The organism is Pasteurella sp. WM03 (assembly GCF_004570945.1).
Classification (GTDB): domain Bacteria; phylum Pseudomonadota; class Gammaproteobacteria; order Enterobacterales; family Pasteurellaceae; genus Rodentibacter.
This window is the reverse complement of record NZ_SPPO01000014.1, coordinates 19334-42431: the sequence shown is the minus strand read 5'-3', so window position 1 is coordinate 42431 and position 23098 is coordinate 19334. Positions and strand designations below refer to the sequence as shown.

Here is a 23098-nt window from a genome sequence, read left to right as displayed (position 1 = left end):
CAACGCTTTTTTATATTACGTTTGCTGAGCCTGTTTTTCTTTATCAGCGGCAAAATCTGCCCCTTTTGCAATCATACGTAATTGTAAAATCACGCGTTGTTTGAGTTGCTCACGTTCTTGTTTGGTCATATCTAACGCATTTGCACCGGCAGTAAAGACAATCGTCACAATCCCTTCCGCCTGTACATAGGCAATATAGTGTGGATATTGATGTTTATGAGCAATATATTCCGCTAGTTCATCTACAAAATGTTTAATTTCTCTTGCTGCGGCAGTACGGAATGCCTGCGATGTCCCCGAACTTTCCCGTAATAATAATCGGAATACGTTCGTACTGTTGGTAATAAATTCAAAGAACGTGTCAACTGACACAGCAATCACACTCCCACCGGCATCAATACGTTTACGAGCTTGACGCATAAGTTGGCGTAAAATCAATCCTGCTTCATCTACCATTTCTAAACCTAACTCATCCATATCACTAAAATGGCGATAAAAAGAGGTAGGGGCGATACCTGCCTCACGGGCAACCTCTCGCAAACTCAAATTAGAGAAACTTTTCTCTGCACTGAGTTGGTTAAATGCGGCATCCACCAAAGCACGACGGGTTTTTTCTTTTTGAATTGCACGAATGCCCGCCATTATTTTACTCCGGCAAGAATGGATTCAACCTCAGCTCTGACTGTTTTTGCCACACGCTCATAACGACTACGTAGCGGCGAGCCCGGTCGATATACCAACGCAATACTCCGTGCCGGTTCAGGAGAATGGCATGGAATATATTTCACACCTCTTCGCGTGCCCTCATTTCTAACTGCGAGTTCCGGCATAAATGTAATACCGGCATTAGCCGCCACCATATTACGCAATGTTTCAAGACTGGTTGCTTGAAAATGTGAGTTTTCCTTCGCACCTGAGACAAAACAATAATCTAATGTTTGATTGCGTAAACAATGTCCATCATCCAACATTAACATTTCTTGGCCGGTTAAACTGCTCATTGAGATATTTTTTTCTTTCGCCCAAGGATGTTCCTCCGGAACCGCCAGTAACATTTTCTCTTCAAAAATCGGCACCTCAATAAATGCCTCCGTCTGTTGCACTCTGGCTAAAATAGCACAATCTAAACGTCCGGTTTCAAGCTGTTCTAACAATTGCTGTGTTTGGGCTTCATAAAGGAAAATTTCTAGATCAGGAAAAGCTGCTTTTAAAGTTGGCACAATATAAGGCAGCAAATAAGGCCCGACCGTAGGGATTAAACCGATATGGAGCGGGCCTGTCATTTCTTTGCCTTGATTACTTGCCATTTCTTTTAATAATTTCACTTCACGTAAGACTGTACGGGCTTGTTCAACAAGGAGCATACCGGATTGCGTAAATAGCACCTTTCTGCTCGTACGTTCTAATAAAATAATCCCAAGTTCATCTTCAAGTTTACGAATTTGCCCACTAAGAGTAGGTTGACTCACATTGCATGAATCGGCCGCACGGCGAAAATGTTTATACTCAGACAAGGCAACTAAGTATTCTAAGTCACGAATATTCATGAAGTCTTTCCTTATAGAAAAAGTCAATGAAAAAAATAAAATTAATTGGTTGAAACTATACCATAAGTTTGACTATAATCCAGCTTTCAATTAAAACTTGACTTAAAAACAAGGAGAAAATATGTCTCTCACTGATATGAGCGGTAAAAAAGTACCAAATGTCACATTCCATACCCGCCAAGGGGATGCCTGGGTTGATGTCTCTACCAGCGAATTATTTGATAACAAAACCGTCGTTGTATTTTCACTTCCGGGCGCATTTACTCCAACTTGTTCATCCACACACTTACCTCGCTATAACGAACTAGCTTGCGAATTTAAAGCGGCCGGTGTGGATAACATTATCTGTATTTCTGTCAACGACACCTTCGTAATGAATGCTTGGAAAGCCGATCAAGAATCAGAAAATATCACGGTGATTCCTGATGGTAACGGTGAATTTACTGAAGGTATGGGAATGCTTGTAAGTAAAGAAGACTTAGGTTTTGGTAAACGTTCTTGGCGTTATTCAATGCTAGTGAAAAACGGTGTTGTAGAAAAAATGTTTATTGAACCGGAAGAGCCGGGTGACCCATTTAAAGTTTCCGATGCCGATACTATGCTCAAGTACTTAAAACCGGGTTGGACAGCAAAACCTTCCGTTACAGTATTCACAAAACCGGGTTGTCCATTCTGTGCTAAAGCAAAAGCCTTATTAAAAGCTAAAGATTATACCTTTGAAGAAATCGTTTTAGGTCGTGATGCAAGCACAATTTCTGTTCGTGCTATTACAGGCAAAACCAGCGTACCACAAGTCTTTATTGGCGGCGAATATATTGGTGGTAGTGACGATTTAGAAAAATATTTTGCATAACGAGGAATGCAAGTTTAGCTGATTTATTTAATTTGGAACTTTTATGAAAAAGCCAAACACTTTACTGAGTTTGGCTTTTTTATGATCGAAATGTTGCCTAAATTCAACCGCACTTTACCCTTTTATGAAAGCCATCACCTTATCGCCAAAAAAGTAAAATGCCAATCCCAATCCAACAATTATCAACCCAACGAATTTTGTGATATTAACTTCCCGCACAGGCATACCGATTAAACCAAAGTGATCTATCGTTAAGGCCGCAAGCAATTGCCCGATAATGATAAAAAATAACATTGCGGTAATACCAAGTTTGGGCGCAAGCAATATTGTAGTAAACACGGCTAACGCACCTAGCACGCCCCCCAATAACTTCCACCAAGGTTGATGTGGAAGTGCGGTCAAACCTTGCCACAAATCTGCTTTGAATAAAGCAACAAAAAAGAGCAAGATTGTTCCCACTGAAAAAGAAATAAATGTAGCGATAATAGGTTCACTCCCCACGGCTTTTGCAAGCTGGGTATTGATCGCGGATTGGGAGGCGAGCGCCACCCCTGCAATGAATGCAATTAAAAGATAAATAAAAAACATAGTCCCTCCGAACCAATAAAATTATAGAAGTTTCATCACCATCGTCAAATGGGAAAACACCGGAAAAATTGACCGCACTTGATTTTTTCATACGAAGATCTTTCTATCGTGCTATACTCGCCACCCATTATTTACAGAGACATTATCATTATGATTAAAAAAGCAAGCTTAACAGGGCTTCTATTATTCGGTATGTTTTTCGGTGCCGGCAATTTAATTTTTCCTCCGACCTTAGGCGCCCTATCCGGCGACCACTTTTGGCCGGCGATTTTAGGTTTTGTTCTATCCGGCGTTGGTATTGCTATTCTCACTCTAATTATTGGTATGTTAAACCCCAAAGGTTACGTGGACGAAATTTCCCAGAAAATTTCACCTTGGTTTGCGACCACTTATTTGGTGATGTTATATCTTTCAATCGGCCCTTTCTTCGCCATTCCCCGCACAGCAACCGTGGCTTATGAAGTCGGCGTATCTCCAATGTTATCCGCAAATATAAGTGAACACGGATTAATCCTCTTTACCTTGCTCTATTTCCTTGCTGCTTATTTTATTGCACTTAATCCTTCAAAAATTTTAGATAGTATTGGGCGTATTCTCACCCCAATTTTCGCTCTATTAATAGTGCTTCTTGTGGGATTAGGCATCGCCAAATATGGCGCGGAATTACCTCAAGTAGCAACAGGCGACTATATAAAAAATGCCTTTGGAACAGGCTTTATTGAAGGATATAACACCTTAGATGCCCTCGCTTCCGTGGCATTTAGTGTGGTGGCAATTCAAACATTAAAGCAGTTGGGATTTCGTTCTCGGAAAGAATATGTATCCACTATTTGGTTGGTGGGAATCGTCGTAGCACTAGGTTTTAGTGTGCTCTACATTGGACTTGCTTACCTTGGAAATCATTTCCCCGTACCTATGGAAGTGATGAATGCCGACATAAATAAAGGGGTCTATATTTTATCTCAAGCCACACAGGCAATTTTTGGTGAATCCGCACAATGGTTTTTAGCCGTTATGGTTGCGATGACCTGTTTCACCACCACCGCAGGATTAATCGTTTCTACCGCTGAATTTTTCGCAACACGTTTCCCACGTTTTTCCTATAAACACTATGCTACGGTGTTTACAATACTTGGATTAGGTGTCGCCAACTTAGGTTTGAACGCCATCATTCATTTCTCACTCCCTGTATTACTCCTGCTTTACCCGATCACCATTGCCATTGTCGTGTTGGTGATTGTGGATAAATTTTTCCCTTTGTCAAAAATGGGAATGCAACTTACGATTGCACTCGTTACCTTTGTTTCACTCGCAAGCGTACTGGGAGAACAGTGCCAAGTTTTATTCATGACAGAATGGATTAACCGTCTCCCCTTTGCAGACCTTTCTCTGCCTTGGCTTATTCCGGCATTAGTGGGCTTATTGCTCGCAATGCTTCTACCTCGCCATAAAAAGAGAGAATAGCATGGTAAAAGTGCGGTCAATTTCACAATAAAAGACAGAGATCAACCATTTCACAAAACGCACCTTTTGGTGCGTTTTTTATCCGATTAATACCGGCTTTCTCTCAATCTACCCTCGCCTATCTCTATTTGTGCGCATTTGCGACATCATACCTTAAACGTAATTACCATATCTCTCCCAACATTTGTTCTTTTCAATTCATCGCTTTCCTCCCATTCATACGATGAATGTTCCCCACTCAGCATAATTTCAGACAAACCGAAATCATCATTTCGACCATAAAAATACGCTTAGTGACAACCCGATACTTTCATCACAATTGTTGAATATTTTTCAATAGGGTTATGAATAAGAGGCTATTTTTTACAAAAATCAAAACGCCTATAATCACATCATATTTCATTTTTTTATTAAGGAACAACAATGAAAAAAACGTCTTTATTTTTAACCGCACTTTCCCTTGCAGTACTTTCCGGTTGCCACAATGTCAATTCATCGGTCTTGCAGATTGAAAAACAAGGAAGCTTTACCGTGGGTGGTCGTTATGTTACTCATAAAGGCACGTTTTCGCAGGAAAAATTCACCTCACCTGATGGGCAACGTGCTTACGGCGATTTTGCTTATGTGAATTATCAAACGCCGGTGAATGCCAAAAAATACCCATTGATTTTCCAACATGGTGGTGCACAATCTAAACGCACGTGGGAAACCACAGTGGACGGCCGTGAAGGTTTTAATAATCTCTTTTTACGCAAAGGTTATAGCGTTTATTTACTCGATCAACCTCGTAGCGGTGAATCCAACCTTTCAACCAAAGCATTAGATCCTGCAACGCCTTGGGCAAGCAATCCAATGTATGGCGATAGAACCTTCTATATTTTATCCCGTGTCGGTCATTATGATACGCAAGGCACAGCTGTCCCTAATGCCCAATTCCCTGTTGGAGAACAATATTATCAAGCCTTCCAACAAAGTTGGTCGGTTGGTTCTGGACCGTTAGATAATGACTTAAATGCCGATGTATTAGCACAATTAGTCAATCAAACTGAAGGGGCTGTTTTAGTCACACACTCAATGGGTGGAACAATAGGTTGGCGTGCAGCAATCCGTAGCGATAAAGTGAAAGCGATTGTGGCGTATGAACCGGGTGGTACGCCCTTTGTTTTCCCTGAAACGGAAATGCCAAAAATTACAAAAGCACGCGTTGAACATTTATCCGCCACCGCAATGGGTCTGCCAATGAATGAGTTTCTGAAACTCACCAAAATCCCCATCGTCTTGTATTACGGTGACTACATTAAACTCGGTTCCGAAAATGTCGGTGAAGATAAATGGGGTACAGAATTTGCCATGGCAAAACAGTTTGTGGATACCATCAATAAACATGGCGGCGATGCAACACTTATTCATTTGCCAGCCCTCAATATCAAAGGCAATTCTCATTTCCTAATGGGTGAGAAAAACAATCAACAACTTGCCGATTTAATGGAAAAATGGCTGAAAGAAAAAGGATTGGATAAATAACCTCTAAATCAAGATGGGATGTGTTGCCAAACAACCTATCCCATTCTTTTTGGCACAATCAATTTAGGATGAAAATAACTCAAGTGAAAAATTTATTACTTCCCTCTCTTTTATTTTTTTATTCAGCCTCTACCTCGGCTTTAACATTATTCGATATTGAACCAAGCAAAACCAAATTAGAATTAACCAGCTCAATGAGAGTGAATATAAGCGGCTCTTCTACAAGAACAGAATATGCTGATAATAGCGTTCAACGAACCCGCCAATCTCCTGCTTTTACAAATGATAGCTCCCGTTTTGGTTTTAAACTAACGCAAGAATTAGGCGATGGTATTTATACCGTTGGAAATGTTGAATGGCGTTTTCGGGGTACATCGGATTCCAGACATAACTTTGATGATATTTATACCCGACAACTCAACGCTGGATTTGGGCATAAGAAATACGGAGAACTTTTATACGGAAACATCTTATCCATTGCCGATGAAATCCGACGAACAGACTTAGCGAATGATTTAACGATTTCCTATCCCTTATTACCTGCCCTGCAACGTAGAATTTTGCAATATACGCACACCATAAATAACTGGCGATTCGGTGTATTTTACGGTGGAAAGAGTAAACGTAACAGTTTAGGATTGGATTTAACCAATAAGCGAAAAAATGTATGGGGCGGCGGCATTGTTTATACACATAAATTCAATGAATTTAACAGCACCAAAATCGCTTTCGGTATGATTAGAGAACAATTTTACAATCCCCAAACCAATCAGACCACTTATTCTATGGGAGGAAGTTATACCTATCGCAGTACGACAATAGGGCTTGATTTGGAACAAAGACGAACCAAAAATCGAACCTCAATTAATGACAAGCGATTAGAAAATGATATGAGATTGGTACTTGTCCAACAATTAAATCCGGATTGGCGGCTATATGGGCAATATGGAAGAAACCTCAATAAATTACAAAGTCAACTCAGTGATAGCACTCGTGAAACCGGACATAGATATACTGTTGGTATTGATTATTTTGTGATACCGCAATACGTTAAGTTATTTACCGAATTTCGCCAAGATTATCGAAAACATTATGTTAATCAAACATTTCAACGTAAAACCAAAGAAAATACTACTGCCGTAGGTATGCGGATTTATTGGTAAATATCAACGGAATGATCAATCTTTAACGAAAGTGCGGTCAAATTTTAATAAGATTTTACTCTTTTTTAATTTTGCTAAAAATTTGACCACACTTTGGATGGTTTACCGAAAATTGCCTCGTCAATCAATATTAATTATAACGCTACTTTCTTTCCTTTCTCGGCACTTTCAAACGCTTTTTCAATAATGTGTAAAACAAACACGACTTCTTCCATTTTAATTGCGGGTTCAGCCCCGTTAACAATGACCTGATACAAATTATCCACTAAATCCAAATAACTCACTTTTGCATTAGGATAAGGTTTACGGATAATTTCCCCCTCAACTTCCGTATGTAAAATCCCCCAATCGCTTTCATTTTCTTCATTCCAATTTCCTTGCGGAATAATGCCTTGATTTAGTAGGCTTTCTTGATTATCGGTATGGTGTTTGATATAAGAGCCAAGATCACCGTGCAAAGCAAAATGAGGTGTCGTTTCACGCACGTATTTACTCGCTTTTACCGCCACTTTTAACCCATTTTCATAATAAAGGTGAATATCAAAATTATCGTCTGATAACGCCCCTTGATGTTGATAACGAATGTCGGCAAACAGGGCTTGTGGTTTACCAAATAAACTGACTGCCTGATCAATCAAATGTACGCCAAGATCATAGACTAATCCCGTTCCCTTATCACCCGTTTCTTTCCATGCTTTGGCATTTTTATCTTTCGCATAACGATCGATTCTAATTTCACCGTCCACCGGCTTGCCAATTAAACCTCGCGATAAAATTTCACGAGCGGTAGCAACCGAGGCATCCCAACGGCGATTTTGATAAGTATAAAGCACGACGCCTTGTTGTTTGGCTAGCTCAGCCAATTCCACTGCTTGGGCGGATGTCGCCACTAAAGGCTTTTCTACTAACACATGCTTTTGGGCTAATAGTGCTTGTTTAACAAACTCATAGTGGGTTTGATTAGGGGTAGTTATCACAATTAAATCCACATCATCGGTGAGTAATTTTTCAAAACTTGACACAATATCAACATCAGGAAACCAAGCTAATGCCCTTGTAGTTGAGCGTTCAAAAAATTTTACGATCTTAAAACGGTGATCATTTTTAAAAAAGGGAACGTGGAAAACACGAGTAGAATATCCACTTCCTGCAATGGCAACATTGATTTTTTTCATATTTGGCTATCCTTAATTGATAAAATTGTGGCAAGTATAAAATCGTTTTTATTTATCTGCCATTGGCTGATTAGTACAGAATACATAATAGGCTCACTTGGCTTAATCTATGGCATATTTGTTCCTAAATAAAAGTGATCTGCATCTCAAATATCGTTTTGAGGTGCAGATCAAAGTGCGGTCAAATTCACCATAGTTTTTATAAAGTTGACGAGGAGATAATTATTTTGCCTCCGAAAACTTCAAAATGGCTTCCGGCAAACGTAAACCGACAATATCAATAGCCTCCAATTCTTCACGGAATTGAGCAAGTTCTTCATCAGAGAATTTCACATCGTCCGCCCCTAAATTATCCAATAAATGGCGGGATTTAGTCGTCCCTGGGATTGGTACGATAAAATTTTTCTGCGCCATTAACCATGCGAGAGAAAATTGTGCCGGTGTACAAAGTTTGCGTTTTGCCCATTTCTGTACAAGTCGAATTAACTTCACATTTTGCTGCATGGCTTCTGGTGTAAAACGAGGAATAATGCCGCGTAGATCTTGACTAGGATCGGACGAAAAACGACTGCTTTCGTCCACATAGCCCGCCAATGTCCCCATGGCCAATGGCGACCAAGGGACAAAACCAATCCCTAATTCTTCACAAACAGGAATCACATCTTTTTCACGCCCCCGAAAAAACAGTGAATATTCACTTTGCACCGCTGTTAAAGGCTGAATAGCATGTGCTTTGCGAATCGTTTGCTCACTTGCTTCTGACAAGCCCCAGTTCAACACCTTACCTTGTTTCATTAAATCTTGGATTGCCCCAGCCACCTCTTCAATCGCAACATTAGGATCAACACGATGTTGATAGAGCAAATCAATTCGGTCAGTTTGTAAACGTTGTAGCATACTGTCCACCACTTGTTTGATATGCTCCGGACGACTATTGAGCTTACCTGTGCGTTTACCGGTTTTTTGATCGATATCCCAACCGAATTTGGTTGCCAGCACCACTTGATCTCGAATACCTTTCAACCCTTCGCCCACCACTCGCTCGCTTTCAAAAGGCCCGTAGGCTTCCGCCGTATCAAAAAAGGTGACACCATGATCAAATGCCTGATGTATCAAACGCACCGCATGATGACGATGAGGTTGTGGCACAGCATACATATTTTGTCCTAGCCCTTGGCAGCCCAACCCTAAGCTTGAAACCCTTAAGTTTCCCAATTGACGCTGACTTGGAATTTTATCTTCAGAGGCTAGCCCACCCTGATTTAGCGTATTTGCCACAACCGATGTTGCCGTTCCCCCCAATCCCAATGCTAATGCGGTCAAACCACCGCTTTTTAATAATTGACGTTTAGACTGATTAACCATGTTTTACTCCTATCAAATAAGAAGACAACTATTGTAAAAGCAAAAAATTGTTTTGATTAGATAGTGATGATTGAATAAGCTTGTGAATGAAATTCAACAATTGTAATGAAAAGTGCGGTCGAATTTGAAAAAGTGTTCAGTATGATGCAACAACTACACAAAAACAGGAATTTCAATGAAATGTAGATAATGACTACAAAGTAAAAAACATTTTTTCCGTCACTTAAATAAGAGGAATTTCTATGCTTTTCTAGCATCTAAACCGGGGAAAACCTGTTCCTGACAGTGAAATCAGAGAACGTTACAACCATCTGAAATCGCATGCTTTGTTTGGAATTTTTATCGGCTATATGCCGCCTACTATATTTTACACAATAATTTTTACTTTCTTCGCCTGAACTGATCACTAAATTTGGTTTCAGCAAAAAAGATATTGGTTTTATTTCTAGCACAATGCTGATTATGTACGGGTTATTGATTATTTACTCATTTGAATCATCACAACACCTATCAATAACACAAGTAAACCGACAATTTGGATAGCATTCACCGTTTTTTTACTCGCACCAAGCAAGCCAAATTGATCAATGATTAAACTACCGAGTAATAATCCAAATAATGATGTCACAATTGCCCCACCTGTACCAATTTGTGGCACGATTATCACAATTCCACCGATATAAACCGCCCCCAATAAACCACCTAACCATTGCCACCAAGGTTGAGGTTCTTTCAACGCATTTTTGAGATGCCGCCAAGCAGTCAGTTCTTTGAAACAAATAACCAATGCCAATAACAACGTCCCCATGATGAATGGCACGAATACGGAAAGTGTCGTGGATTGTAACGTTTGTCGTAATGCCGTATTGATTGCAGGCGTAATGCCGGAAGCGATACCACCGCCAATGCCAAGAATTTGCCAGAAAATCAAAGAATATTGACCGCACTTTTCCGGACTATTTCGCTTGAATGAAGGGAGAACAATCGCTATCCCGATGCCAACCATCACGATAGTCACCCCCAAAAAACGCAAGAGAGAAAAGTCATATTGTGGTGCTGAAAACCAACCAAAGGTATCAATTAACGAACCAGTGATAACCTGCCCCAAAATTGGCATAATCGCCGTTTGAACACTGCCTAAACGAGGGAAAATCAAAATATTCACCGTTAAACCGAACATCGCCAATAATCCCCCCAACCAAATCCACCAAGGTGATTGAATGAAAATTTCAGTCGAGATGGTGAGCGGTTCATTTTGAATTAAAATTAGCAGAATCAATAGAATAGAACCTACACCAAAAGAAACAAAAGAGGATAATAAGGGAGATCTCACATTTTGGCGTAAAACCGAATTCATTCCCGTTTGAAAGGCAATCCCTATTCCCACCAACACCCCTATTGGGGCGGAAAATAAAGCAATCATTGTTTTTCTCCAATAAATAACATTAAGCACATTATAAATTGCCAAAATTGTTTTAATTAGATGGAAAAAATTGAATGAGCTATTGAGTGAAATTCAATAATAAGTTTTGGGTAAAAAGTGCGGTCTAATTTCAATAAGTTTTTGTCAAACAACGATTAACTCATTATCTGATAATTTTGTCAGTCAATATTACAAAAATAACATGAGAATTTTGGACAAATTCTACTTTGCCCCTAAAATTAAAGTAACTCTTTATAATCCGCTTTATTCAAGGCATACTTTTTCATTCGTAAATACAATTTCTTACGGGGAATTTGTAGATAATTTGCCGCTTCATTAATTCTTCCTTGAAAGCGATCTAACACCTCTATAATGATCTGCTTTTCATACTCATCAATAAGATGATCAAGCGATAGTTCACTTTGTTCCTGCATCAACGAGAAACGATCATTTTGGACGGTAACACCGACTGCATAAAGTTCGGCTGTGTGAATTAATTGGGTGATATTGCCAAGCCACTGTTGGGAGAGTAGCTGTTTAATAAAATTTTCACTCACAAGCGGTTTCTTTTTATTTAATTTTTGACAGGTTTGGGCTAAATAATGGCGGAAAATCGGCTCGATATCAGAAGTTCGATGAGAAAGCGGCAAACATTCTATTTGTGTTAAATTAAACGCATAAAAAAGCTCCGGTAAAAGATTAAATTCTGTCAATAATTGGTATGGTGAATATTGACTAATTCCAATAAAACGAAAATGCTGTTGCTGAATTGATAATGCCAGCCTTTTCTGTGCCGCTTGTGAGAGATATTCTATATTTTTAAGCTGTAACAGCCCCTGTTTGGCTTGTTCAAGATGGGGCTGTAATGCTTCAATATCACAGGGGGCAAGCAATTCTAGGCTATGTTGAGGCGAAAATCGGTCTGCCGAAAAGCGGGCAAGATGTTGGGCGGCTAGAGTTCGCCCTGTGCCAACCTCACCAAAAATAAAAATCGGTAATGAGGTTTCCCCGAGTTGTTGTAAACGTTGGCGAAATTGTTTAATCCAATGGCTCTGTCCGATAAAACCGGTTTCTAATGCTTCTTGCTGGGCATTTTTAATCGCGAGTTGGTGTTGTCGTTGGCTCAACGCTTGTTCAAGCTGTATTAATAATTTTTCCGGTTTGATGGGTTTTTCAATAAAATAAAACGCCCCTTGTTGCATGGCTTCAATGGCCATTGGCACATCACCGTGTCCGGTGATGAAAATCACCGGAAGATGTTTATCCCTTTGATGTAAACGGCTCAAGAGTTCCCAGCCTGACAGTTGTGGCATATAAATATCGCTCACCACGACACCTTTCCAATTTTCAGGTATGATCTCCAGTGCATCTAACGGATTATTGATCGCCTTAATTCGATATCCCTCTGCATTTAATAGTGATTGGTAGGCAGTCAATACATCATTATCGTCATCAATCAGTAACACCGTTTCTTGATCTAACATTTTTCTTCCCCACTATGTAAAAATTCTAAAATAACAACCGCACTTTTAGAAAGGCTGGAGGCAATCGCCAATTTCCCCCCAAATTGTTGCATAATACGCTGGCAAATTGTTAAACCTAATCCTAATCCGACACTTTTAGTGGTGAAAAAAGGTTGTAATAATTTATCAGCATTATCCGTTTGCCAGCCACTACCATTGTCTTCAATAAAAACACAAGTTTTGTCTTGGTAGCAGACTACATCAACTTGAATAATAGGTATAGCTTGACCCGCCTCCAGAGCATTTGAGAGGATATTAACGAAAACCTGTTCCAACAAAATTGGATTTATAAGCAAGCAAACATCCCCTTTAATCTGCAGCTCGGCATTGAGAGGTTTATGACGGAGTTCTAATACATTCCATGCTTCAGTCAAACTTTGTTTAAGGGAAACCACTTGATGGGGTGTCGATGAAATTTCATTTTTAGCAAATTGACGTAATGCTTTAATAATATTAGCGATGCGCTCTATTAATTTTTCTATCTTTTCAATATCAAGATAACTTTGCTTATCTTTTTGCTGTTCAAGACGTTTTTTTAGCGTAAAAAGATAAATTGATATGGCATTCAAAGGTTGATTAATTTCATGAGCAAGTGTCGTCATTGTTTGCCCGACAACCGCCATTTTAGCCGCTTGGAGCAATTCATTTTGGGTTTCCTGTAAATCTTTTTCAATTTTTTCTCGTTCTTGCAAAATTTGAATATGATTATTTAATAATAAACCAATTTCTGTCAGCTCATCTTTTCCACTGACATTGATCGGTTGATTTATTCTACCCAGATTAAGGTTTTCGATAGCATAAATGAGTTGTGAAAAACGGTAACTTAAACGGCGCTTAACATAATATTGATTAAATAAAGCAATTAGAATAAGGAAAATAAGCAATGAAGAAATAATAATTACTCCACTTATTTTTGTCTGTTGTTTTAAATTCTCATTTAGTCGGGTAAAACTTCCTCTGGTTTCATTTAATTCTTGCTTTATCATTTCTTGAGTTTTTGCAACGATATCATTTTTCTGAGATTGAATATTTTTTAATTCAGTTTGATAATGAGTGATTTCCTGAACAAGATTATCTAATTCATGATGGGGTTCAATCATTTGATATAAATCATTAAACATCTGTTGCAATGGCACAATACTTGGATTCTTGATCATGTGGGAAGGGGCTTGAATTAATGCTGTAATTAGTTGCTTTAAATAAGCATAATCCTGCAAAATTGTAGTTTGATTAGGATATAAGTTATATAAAAATTGTACTAACTCGGTTCTAATTTGCTCTTCTTTATCTGCTAATTGATATAAATAAAATAACTCATTCTCTGATTTAGCTTGGTTTTTCTCATTAAGCAAAGAAGAATGTTTCAAAAAATAATTATTCTGCCAGTTTAATTCTTGAATTTGAGAAATAATTTCATTATTAAAATCATCATTTAGCCATTGAATCTTCGTTAATAATGTTTGTTTTTGCTGTAAAATCAAAAAATTATTAGATAAATTATTATCAATTTGGGTAGTGAGTTGAATTAAATCATTTAAGTATTGCTTAATCGTTGATCTTTTTTTCTGTTCAAATAACAAAGAAGATAATGTTTCAATTTCATTTAGCTGATGTTTAAGATTTTTAAACATAACCTGCCGGTTCAAATTATTTTGTAAATAGTAAAAACGTTCCAGATCATTAAAAAAAACATTAAACTTATCCTCCAATTTTAGGGCGGCATTGGTTTTTGGAAAATAATCTTCAATAATATAATTAACTTGTCGATATTGAGTATACCAAGCAGATAGACTTACAAGCCCAATAAGTAATGTTAATAGTAATCCAATGATTGAGGCTATTTTCAAATGCTGGGTGATTTTTCCCTGTTTCATTTTATGTCCTCTAATTGTGCAAGTACCGTATTAATCCGTTGTTGGAAAAAGTCCGTCCATTTCTTCTCTTGCTCCAACAAAAAATATCGATCATTTTTAATTCTTTTCAAATAAATCGGATCTATCGCTTGCTGCTCATTGACCGGAATTAAGGTTAATTGATGGCGAAGTGCGGTCAATTTTCGATTTGTTTTTTGTTCTTGTTGATAAATTAATGCCCAAATATCTTTCAGCTGATTAAGACGAAATGTGACAGCATTATCAAATAATTTTTCAACGAGATGTTGCCTTAATAATAAAATATCGTAATCAATCGGTGTTTGTGCTAACAGCTTTTTTTGTTGTTCGTATTGACGGCTATTTGGCGCTAAAGGTTTAAGTGGAAATTTTGCCATATTTGGCGAAGTAACAACTTCCTGCCCTTCCGCACTTAACAAAAATTGAATAAATTCAAGTGCCGGCTTTGAGGCTTTATTATTTTTATGTACGGCAATAAACGCCGGTGAAGCAACAGAATGAGGAAAATAAACAAAACCAAAATCCTGATTATTTAGGTTATTCGCATAGCTATCAATACTAATGCCCGCTGTTGCTAAACCGAGTTTAATTTTTTCTGCCACATTAAAGCTACGAGAAGAAATCAAGGATAGATTACCTGATAGCGTTAAAATTTCTTGCCATCCGGCAATCCACCCTTTTTGTTGTAAAAGCATCTCTAGCATGATGTGATTACTGCCGGATCGAGAAGGGGAACTGAGTAGTAAACTATTAAAATAAGCAGGATCAGTGAGGCTGTTCCAATCGCGAGGCTCTGGTAAATGATGTTGTTTAAGTAAATTTCGGTTAAATAAAATGCCGTAACCGGAAAAAGCAATCGCCGCTGTGGTTGATTTTAGTTGAGAAGGTACAAGTGCATTTTGATAAGTTTTTGGTAATTCCAACAATAATCCCTTTTCCTGTAAATCTTGAAACAGAAAGGGGGAAGAACTCAACACTAAATCAACTTTTTCTATATCCGGTTGGACTAATAAACGCTTAAGTGAATTTGAGGTTCGATTAATCAAACGGACTTCTTGGTTGGGAAAATTGTTTTGCCATTGTTTAATGATATGTTCGGTCGTTTCCGGGGAAAAAGTCGTTGCTATCACAATTTCATTGGCTAATAACAACGGGCTAATCCAAGACAGCAAAATAAAAAGTAAAAGTTTCATCACAGAGTTCGTCCCTATTTTGTGATCTAAATCACAAATTTTAAATTTTCTTTTTTCTGATTATTTTCATTATGGTGTGAAATTAACTCAATTTTAATAGCTGGAAAACTACTTTCTTCAACCTAACAATTTATGGGTCATTTTTGACACCTAAATATTAAAAAATCGGTCATTTTTGTGCATTTTTATCTGATTTTACCCATCATTTTAATCGGGTTAACATACAAAATAATTACTACAAAGTAAGAAACATTCTTTTTTTCATCATTTAAATAAGAGGAATTTCTATGCTTTCATTTTTAGCATCCAAACCGGGTAAACCTATTCCCGATAGTGAAATCAGAGAACGTTACAATCGTTTGAGATGGCATGCCTTGTTTGGCATTTTTATCGGCTATGCCGCCTACTATATTTTACGCAATAATTTTTTGCTTTCTTCGCCTGAACTTATCAGCGAATTTGGTTTTACCAAAAAAGATATTGGTTTCATTTCCGGCACCATGCTGATTGTGTATGGATTGAGTAAAGGATTTATGTCTGCCTTTGCCGATAAATCCAACCCAAAACATTTTATGATTTTCGGCTTAATGATGTCGGCAGTCGTAAACTTAATGATGGGATTCAGTGCATCATTTTGGGTGTTCTTATTTTTATGTATTTTGAATGGTATCTTTCAAGGAATGGGCGCCGGGCCGGCTTATGTTGTGCTCGCCAGCTGGTTTCCTCGAAAATCCCGTGGTGTGACAACAGCCGCATTTAATATTTCCCATAATGTTGGGGGCGGCTTAGTTGCACCAATAGCGGGAGCAAGTATTGCCTGGTTAGGGCAGGAACACTGGCAAGCAGCACATTTTATCGTACCAACTGCTATTGCTACTGTGGTGGCGATTATTTTCTATATTTTCGGCACAGGTCGAACCTATAACGAAGGTTTACCGCCTACCAGTAAAATTCTGGGAACAGAACAAGAAGAATTGGTTGTCACCAAAGAAGAAAATGTCAATTTAACCACATGGGAAATTTTTAGAGATTATATCGTTAAAGACATTAACGTTTGGTTTGTTTCTTTTATTGATGTATTCACCTATATGATCCGTTTCGGGGTATTAACTTGGCTTCCGCTGTATTTACTGGAAACGAAAGGCTTTTCTAAAGGACAAATGGCGACTGCCTTTGCTATCTTTGAATGGGCCGCCATCCCCTCTACCCTGTTAGCAGGTTGGTTGACCGATACCTACTTTAAAGGTCGCCGTATGCCGTTAGCAATTATAACCCTAGTTGGGGTCGGTATAGCGATGTTTGCTTACTGGGGAGGGCAAGATTTGCTCACCGTGACCATAGGTGCGGGCATTATCGGTTGCTTAATCTATGTACCCATGTTCCTTTCTTCTTTGCAAACCATTGAACTTGTGCCTTCATTTGCCGCAGGTTCCGCAACGGGCTTAAGAGGATTACTCAGCTATATTCTTGGAAGTTTCTCCGGTACAGCATTGTTCGGTATTCTCGCCGAACGTTTTGGCTGGAACGCGGGCTTTTATTTACTTCTGTTTGCAGTATGCGGTTGTATTTTCTGTTGTTATATGACTCACTTAGGTGTACTGCGTTTAGAAAAACAGCATAACAAAGACAAATAAAACAAATTGGAATAAATATGCCCCGAAAGATCATTCTCGGGGCAATAATATTGGCGGAATAAGACTAACTATTCCTTGGGAATAGGAGATTTTCGTTCCCTTGATTATTTACTCATTTGAATATTCCCCCTCATATCAATGAAAAAGAACACAAACAACGAAAATATTGTAGGTTGTAACGTTATTAAGAAGAAAAAATTTCACTAAAATCAACCGCACTTGTGGGGGAGATAAATTATTTGGAGCGTGACACTCAGTACAATAATCACTAAAGTCTAAGACTAAAGTGATTATTGAAAAATAATAAAGGAATTGTCTATTTTTGATGTTTCTGCAACCATTGTTGCATAAATTTAATTTCCTCTTCCTGAGCCTGAATAATATTTTTAGCCAGTTGGCGTAATTCAGGATCCTTGCCATATTTCAGCTCAATCTCAGCCATTTTCACAGCACCTTGATGGTGAGGGATCATACCTGCTGCAAAGGCAATATCAGCATCTTCGCTTTCCATTCCTTTCATCATATCTTGATGCATTGCGTTCATTCCCTCCATCAATTCTTGTTGCATTGGGGTGAGCTGAGCATCGTGTTGATGATGGGAAGTGCTTGCTATTGCTGTTACACCAAGTGTCAAAGCAAATAATGCGATCATTTGTTTTTTCATAAATCCTCCATTGGGTTAATTGAGTAGGCAGTTTAAACCCTAACCTTAGGTTAAGGTCAAGCACATCCAAAATTAATGAAAAAACGCTTACGTCCGTGCTAAATGAGCTATTCCGATCGACGCTTATCAGTAGGTAGTCTGGTTAATTTTTTATAATTCAGCTTTGGGGAGGCTTTGAGTAATTCCACTTTTTCTAATCAAGTGGCTTGGTTTTCTTTGGCATTCGGGCTGATGACGATGTGAGACATTTTGCTATATTCGCCTGCCCCGTGCCAATGTTTTACATTCGGTGGACACCATACCATATCGCCTTTTTTGATGATTTGAATCGGCTTACCCCATTCCTGCTAGCGACCTGCACCTTGGATTTTCTTGAATAGGATTTCCTCGTTCTGACGTATGGGGGGCATGTATAGCTGTGATAATAATCTCACTCATTCATCTTTCAGTATTCCGTCAAATTTATGTTTGTTAATTAGGTTATTTTATAACTGAAACGCTTGGCACATTTAACACAGATTTCAAGTATGGTTAAAACTTTTTCATTTTTAGAGTAAAGTATCAATCATAGATTAAAGGATTTAATAGGAAGAAAGACTTAGTTTACCGCCAAGAATACCTTGAAATGATATGTCTATTTAAGTACCGGTTCTGATTTAATGGCAGTTTTAGAAGAAAGCATTTCTTTTATTGACTGAATAAATCAAAAAAACAAATAGCTTCAAGAGCAGGAAGAATTTATGTTCCATTTTCCCAAATGGGATGATAAGAAAAAGCTATCTAAACCCAAATCTCAACGACATCCCTCTATAACTTACCTATCCCCCACTACCGAGTGTTCCACCACCTTCGCATAAAAAATAAAGGGAGCAATTTCCCCTTATTTTTCACTTAGTTAAATAATCCCCAAACATTTTAAAGATGGTAATTGTTTTTCTAGAAACTCATTGTAGAGCGCTTTCATCATCGCCTTGCCTTCACTATCATCCTGTAAGGTTTTCCCCTCTTTTGCCATAAATAACCCGTTAGACTTTAGTAAGTGCCAAGCAAAATCCAGTTGTTTATGCTTTGCAATACCTTCAATATGCGCCAGTAAAAACCAACGCTGTACCATATCAATATGATGTGCACCACCGGAAATAGGGCTAACAAGATAATTAATACTGAATTGTGAAGAACGTGATTGTTCCAATACGTAACGATTAAAAGCAATGCAATGTGGTTTAGCCTGTTCAATGGCTTGCTCTGATTGCACAACTACTAAGTTATTTTTTCCGGCAAGGATTGCCAAAGCATTAAAAATATCTGCTTCATTAAAACGCTCTTTTAAGGTCTCAACAATTTCTCTCACCAAATGAATCTTATGATCCTGTAAAATATCTAATACCGGATTAAATAACCCTTCATTTAAATCAATATTTAAATGGCTTGAGGCTTTCATTTCAATTTGCTGACGAGGTGTATGTAGCAATACGCATAGTTTTTTCCACGACTCACTTTGTTCATAGCTGTTTAACCGACGTGCCCCCTTTACCCAAAAATCCTTGCGAAATTGTTTATTCAGGATAAAGTCCTTAACGGTTTGAGAAAAGGATAGATTGCTAAAACCCGCCATTAATTCGCGTTGTTCTTGATTGTATAGAGTCTCATTAAAATCGTCTAAATAATTACTGGAACAGGCAAAGGTTAGCTTAGCCTGCTCCAACCATTTTTGCATATCGGCAAAATACATGGGTTGCCAGTCTTTATTCAGATATTCATGAGCAATATAATTTGGATCTTTATCTTTCAAGTTTCCGAGACGAGATAATAGCTGCGGTGAACTTTGAGTAAGCGATGAACTCTGACCAAATACCTTCTCGACAAATTCCAAACTATCTTTGATATTTTGTTGGCGGCTATTAGCAGTAGAGGTCATCGTATTATGGTGTTCAAGCAATAAATGACGCAACGGTGAAGGCGCTGACCAACCCGGCAAGGTGTTATAACTGATATATAATATGCCGCCAACTTTTAATTTTCGACGAATAAAATCTACTACAATAGTACGATTTTCATCAGAAATCCAAGACCAGATACCGTGCAAGCCAATAAAATCAAATTCCGGTAAATCGTCACGTTGACAAAATTCATTAAAACCTTGGTCGGCAATTAAAGCGCCATTATTGGCTATATCTGAAAGATGACGAGCAAAATTCGCTTGGGAAGGATTAAAATCCGTAGCGTACCATTTGGCATAACCGGCGGTTGCATGTGCATTTACCGATACACCTTGACCGAACCCCAGTTCACAAGCGTGATATTGTCCGCTGAGGATTGCTTCGGGTAATGCCAATCCTGCCATTAAAAAAGGGATAACGGCATTATTCGGATTAAGCTCCGAATAATAGCCAAACGTATAATTTATATCGCTAACATAGCCTTCTGACCAACTAGACATCAAATCTCCTAAATAAGTGCGAATAGCGTTAAATGATATTGTTCAATGCTGAATGTTTATCCTCGATGATCTGCCAACCATTGAACCATTCTTGGATCACGGTGATTGAAAATGATCTCATCACTGTTGAGCGTAGCAATTTGAGCGAAATCTTGCTCATCAAGGGTAAAATCAAAAATATTTCTGTTTTCAACCATCCGCTCAATTCTAACGGATTTTGGAATAATTGCTACGCCACGTTGATTAAGCCAACGTAATACGACTTGCGCGACTGATTTTCTGTGCTTTTGTGCTATACCGGTTAAAATCGGGTTGTTGAAAATCTCAAATTTTCCTTCAGCAAGTGGTGCCCATGCTTGTTGCACAATATCCAATGCCTTATGGAAAGCGATTTCATCTTCACGTTGATAGAACGGGTGAGTTTCAATTTGGTTGACTGCGGGTACAATTTTATGGCAAGTAATTAAGTCCATTAAACGATCCATATGGAAATTACTCACACCAATCGCTCGGGCTTTGCCTACTTTGTATAAATCTTCCATGGCACGCCATTGTTCATGCACATCGCCAAAAGGTTGATGCATTAAATAGAGATCGGCATAGTCTAACCCTAGACGATTTAACGAATCCTCCAGGGCTTTTTGGGTATTTTCATAGCCATTTTCACGCTGAATCCAAAGTTTTGTCGTCACAAAAATTTCTTCACGGGGAATACCGCTTGCCTTAATCGCACGCCCTACACCGGCTTCGTTGCCATAAACAGCGGCGGTATCAAGTAAACGATAGCCGGTTTTTAATGCCGCTAATACGGCTTTTTCAGTTTCTTCATCGCTCACTTGAAAGACACCAAATCCCACCATTGGCATTTCAATGCCGTTATTTAATTTTACTGATTTCATTTTGCTCTCCTATTTGATTTGAATAAATTTATTATAGCGAGCAAAGATGGCTTTGATTAGCAAGGTATTTTTTGATAGCCTTTTGAATTAAATTCAACAATCAACAGGATTTGAGATGATTGAAAATATGAATGAATTACGCAACTTTATTGTTGTCGCACAAGTAGGTAGCTTTACCAAAGCCGCAGCACTTTTAGGCGTATCGACTTCAGCATTAAGCCATTCCATGCGTAAATTGGAAGACCAGCTAAAAATCAAACTGTTTAACCGCACCACCCGAAGCGTATCCACCACAGAGGCAGGCGAGCAACTTTTCAAAAAACTGTTCCCTCTATTTGAAAGTATTGAAGACAATGTGAATGCCTTGAGCATTTTTCGTGATACTTTAAACGGTACATTGAGAATCAATGGGGCGGATCACGCTTTTTTATATGCCATTTGGGATAAATTATTAATATTCATGAAAAAATATCCTGAAGTAAAATTAGAACTTACCAGCGATATGAAATTTGCCGATATTGTTGCCGGTCGTTTTGATGCCGGCATTCGTTTGGGTAAAGAAGTGGATCAAGATATGATTGCTGTTCGTATTTCTGATGATATGCAAATGGCTCTGGTGGCAAGCCCACAATACCTAGAGAAATACGGCATACCAAAACACATTAATGATTTACCCCAACACCAATGTTTGTGCGTAAGAATGCCTACCTCTGAGGGATTATTCGTTTGGGAATTTCGCCACCCCAAAACGAAAGAATTAATTAAATTTACCCCATCGGGTAAATTGATTGTCAATAACAATTTCTTAGTCAAAAAAGCCTGCCTATCCCATTTAGGACTAGCCTTGATTCCGAAAGACAGAGTCGCAGAAGAATTAGAAAATGGCGAGCTCGTGGAGGTCTTATCCAACTATGCCCTCAACTATGAGGGGTATCATCTTTATTATCCTAATCGTCGCCAAAACGCTCCCCTATTTAAAGCCTTGGTGGAAGAATTAAAGGCCTAAATAAATGCCAAAAAATAACCGCACTTTGAGCCAAAAACTAAAGTGCGGTTAAATTTGAGTAACTTTTATTGAATAATACTTTATCTAAGCACTCACTCTTTCTCTTTCAAAGTAAAGAATTAATGACCACCGCAGCCACAACCGCCATGTCCGTGATGATCGTGCTTATGACCACCGCCACAACAACCGCCATGTCCATGATCGTGGTCATGATGGTGATGATGGCCACCGCAACCACAGCCATGCCCCTCTTCATCGCTATCATGATGATGGCCGTGAGCACCGTGAACGTGACCGTGCGCAATTTCTTCCAATGTGGCTTCACGTGTGCTAACAACTTCAACGGTGAAATGTAATTCTTGACCGGCTAACATATGGTTACCGTCCACCACCACTTCATCGCCGTCAACTTCGGTAATCACCACTGGAACAGGCCCAATATCCGTATCAGCTAAGAAACGCATTCCCACCACTAACTCATCGACACCTTGGAAAACATCTTTCGGTACGCGTTGAACCATATTTTCATTGTATTCGCCGTAGCCTTCTTCCGGTTGAACACGAACTTCAAATTTATCGCCTACCGCTTTGCCCTCTAGGGCTTTTTCTAGACCAATCACTAAGTTATTGTGACCTTGCAAATATTCTAATGGTTGATTTGCCGGTGCTTCATCTACTAACACACCATCTTGGGTACGGACTTGGTAAGCAATGCTCACCACCACGTTTTTTGCTACATTCATGA

19 protein-coding genes are annotated in these 23098 nt (G+C 38.7%); 6 read left to right on the top strand and 13 right to left on the bottom strand.

Annotation, left to right across the window (positions count from 1 at the left end; all coding sequences use genetic code 11):
* Positions 1-15 precede the first annotated feature (15 nt).
* Positions 16-642 carry an HTH-type transcriptional repressor FabR gene (gene fabR / locus E4T92_RS10770; RefSeq protein WP_135094818.1) on the bottom strand — a complete coding sequence of 209 codons (627 nt, stop codon included), beginning with the start codon at positions 640-642 and terminating at the stop codon, positions 16-18.
* Complete coding sequence (oxyR, locus tag E4T92_RS10765) at positions 642-1547, bottom strand: DNA-binding transcriptional regulator OxyR (protein ID WP_077542972.1); 906 nt, start codon at positions 1545-1547, stop codon at positions 642-644. The genes fabR and oxyR overlap by 1 nt, the downstream gene beginning before the upstream one ends.
* Before the next feature lie 121 nt (positions 1548-1668).
* Here oxyR and E4T92_RS10760 point away from each other — a divergent pair, with 121 nt between their 5' ends.
* Positions 1669-2400 (top strand): glutathione peroxidase, encoded by a 732-nt coding sequence (locus tag E4T92_RS10760; protein WP_077542973.1) that lies wholly within the window; start codon positions 1669-1671, stop codon positions 2398-2400.
* 114 nt (positions 2401-2514) lie between these two features.
* On the opposite strand, the gene E4T92_RS10755 is transcribed toward E4T92_RS10760, so the two are convergent.
* Positions 2515-2988: a DMT family transporter gene (locus E4T92_RS10755; protein ID WP_135094817.1), complete on the bottom strand. Its 474-nt coding sequence runs from the start codon at positions 2986-2988 to the stop codon at positions 2515-2517.
* A 150-nt stretch (positions 2989-3138) separates the two neighbouring features.
* On the opposite strand from E4T92_RS10755, the gene brnQ reads away from it, so the two are divergent.
* The 3 genes from brnQ (at position 3139) to E4T92_RS10740 (ending at position 7139) form a co-directional block, all read left to right on the top strand.
* A complete protein-coding gene (gene brnQ, locus E4T92_RS10750; protein WP_135094815.1) occupies positions 3139-4452 on the top strand; it encodes a branched-chain amino acid transport system II carrier protein in 1314 nt (437 codons plus the stop codon).
* 423 nt (positions 4453-4875) lie between these two features.
* The gene (locus E4T92_RS10745; protein WP_135094813.1) at positions 4876-5976 is read left to right on the top strand and encodes an alpha/beta fold hydrolase; all 1101 of its coding nucleotides are present in this window, start codon (positions 4876-4878) and stop codon (positions 5974-5976) included.
* A gap of 83 nt (positions 5977-6059) precedes the next feature.
* Positions 6060-7139, top strand: coding sequence for a porin (locus E4T92_RS10740; protein WP_167754064.1), 1080 nt, complete (start codon positions 6060-6062; stop codon positions 7137-7139).
* Positions 7140-7273: 134 nt separating this feature from the next.
* Here the strand turns inward: E4T92_RS10740 and E4T92_RS10735 are convergent, their stop codons facing one another.
* From E4T92_RS10735 to E4T92_RS10705, 6 genes are all read right to left on the bottom strand, one after another.
* On the bottom strand, positions 7274-8314 hold the full coding sequence (locus tag E4T92_RS10735) for a Gfo/Idh/MocA family oxidoreductase (protein ID WP_135094809.1): 1041 nt from the start codon (positions 8312-8314) through the stop codon (positions 7274-7276).
* Between the two features lie 222 nt (positions 8315-8536).
* Positions 8537-9679: an aldo/keto reductase gene (locus tag E4T92_RS10730; protein WP_135094807.1), complete on the bottom strand. Its 1143-nt coding sequence runs from the start codon at positions 9677-9679 to the stop codon at positions 8537-8539.
* Positions 9680-10157: 478 nt separating this feature from the next.
* Positions 10158-11102, bottom strand: coding sequence for a DMT family transporter (locus tag E4T92_RS10720; protein ID WP_135094805.1), 945 nt, complete (start codon positions 11100-11102; stop codon positions 10158-10160).
* A gap of 239 nt (positions 11103-11341) precedes the next feature.
* The gene (locus E4T92_RS10715) at positions 11342-12586 is read right to left on the bottom strand and encodes a sigma-54 dependent transcriptional regulator (RefSeq protein WP_135094803.1); all 1245 of its coding nucleotides are present in this window, start codon (positions 12584-12586) and stop codon (positions 11342-11344) included.
* Positions 12580-14499: an ATP-binding protein gene (locus E4T92_RS10710; RefSeq protein ID WP_135094801.1), complete on the bottom strand. Its 1920-nt coding sequence runs from the start codon at positions 14497-14499 to the stop codon at positions 12580-12582. Before E4T92_RS10710 ends, E4T92_RS10715 begins: the two co-directional genes overlap by 7 nt.
* Entirely contained in the window at positions 14496-15710 is a 1215-nt protein-coding gene (locus tag E4T92_RS10705; protein ID WP_135094799.1) for an ABC transporter substrate-binding protein, read from the bottom strand. Before E4T92_RS10705 ends, E4T92_RS10710 begins: the two co-directional genes overlap by 4 nt.
* 287 nt (positions 15711-15997) lie before the next feature.
* On the opposite strand from E4T92_RS10705, the gene E4T92_RS10700 reads away from it, so the two are divergent.
* Positions 15998-17344: an MFS transporter gene (locus tag E4T92_RS10700; protein ID WP_077542984.1), complete on the top strand. Its 1347-nt coding sequence runs from the start codon at positions 15998-16000 to the stop codon at positions 17342-17344.
* A gap of 316 nt (positions 17345-17660) precedes the next feature.
* Here the strand turns inward: E4T92_RS10700 and E4T92_RS10695 are convergent, their stop codons facing one another.
* The 3 genes from E4T92_RS10695 to E4T92_RS10680 form a co-directional block, all read right to left on the bottom strand.
* Entirely contained in the window at positions 17661-18008 is a 348-nt protein-coding gene (locus tag E4T92_RS10695) for a DUF305 domain-containing protein (RefSeq protein WP_135094797.1), read from the bottom strand.
* A gap of 895 nt (positions 18009-18903) precedes the next feature.
* A complete protein-coding gene (locus E4T92_RS10685; protein WP_135094795.1) occupies positions 18904-20448 on the bottom strand; it encodes a class I SAM-dependent methyltransferase in 1545 nt (514 codons plus the stop codon).
* 56 nt (positions 20449-20504) lie between these two features.
* Positions 20505-21347, bottom strand: coding sequence for an aldo/keto reductase (locus E4T92_RS10680; protein ID WP_135094793.1), 843 nt, complete (start codon positions 21345-21347; stop codon positions 20505-20507).
* A gap of 115 nt (positions 21348-21462) precedes the next feature.
* Between E4T92_RS10680 and E4T92_RS10675 the strand changes: the two genes are divergently transcribed.
* The gene (locus E4T92_RS10675) at positions 21463-22353 is read left to right on the top strand and encodes a LysR family transcriptional regulator (RefSeq protein ID WP_135094791.1); all 891 of its coding nucleotides are present in this window, start codon (positions 21463-21465) and stop codon (positions 22351-22353) included.
* A 119-nt stretch (positions 22354-22472) separates the two neighbouring features.
* Here E4T92_RS10675 and slyD read toward each other — a convergent pair whose 3' ends face one another.
* A complete protein-coding gene (gene slyD, locus E4T92_RS10670; RefSeq protein ID WP_077542989.1) occupies positions 22473-23096 on the bottom strand; it encodes a peptidylprolyl isomerase in 624 nt (207 codons plus the stop codon).
* Positions 23097-23098: the final 2 nt, after the last annotated feature.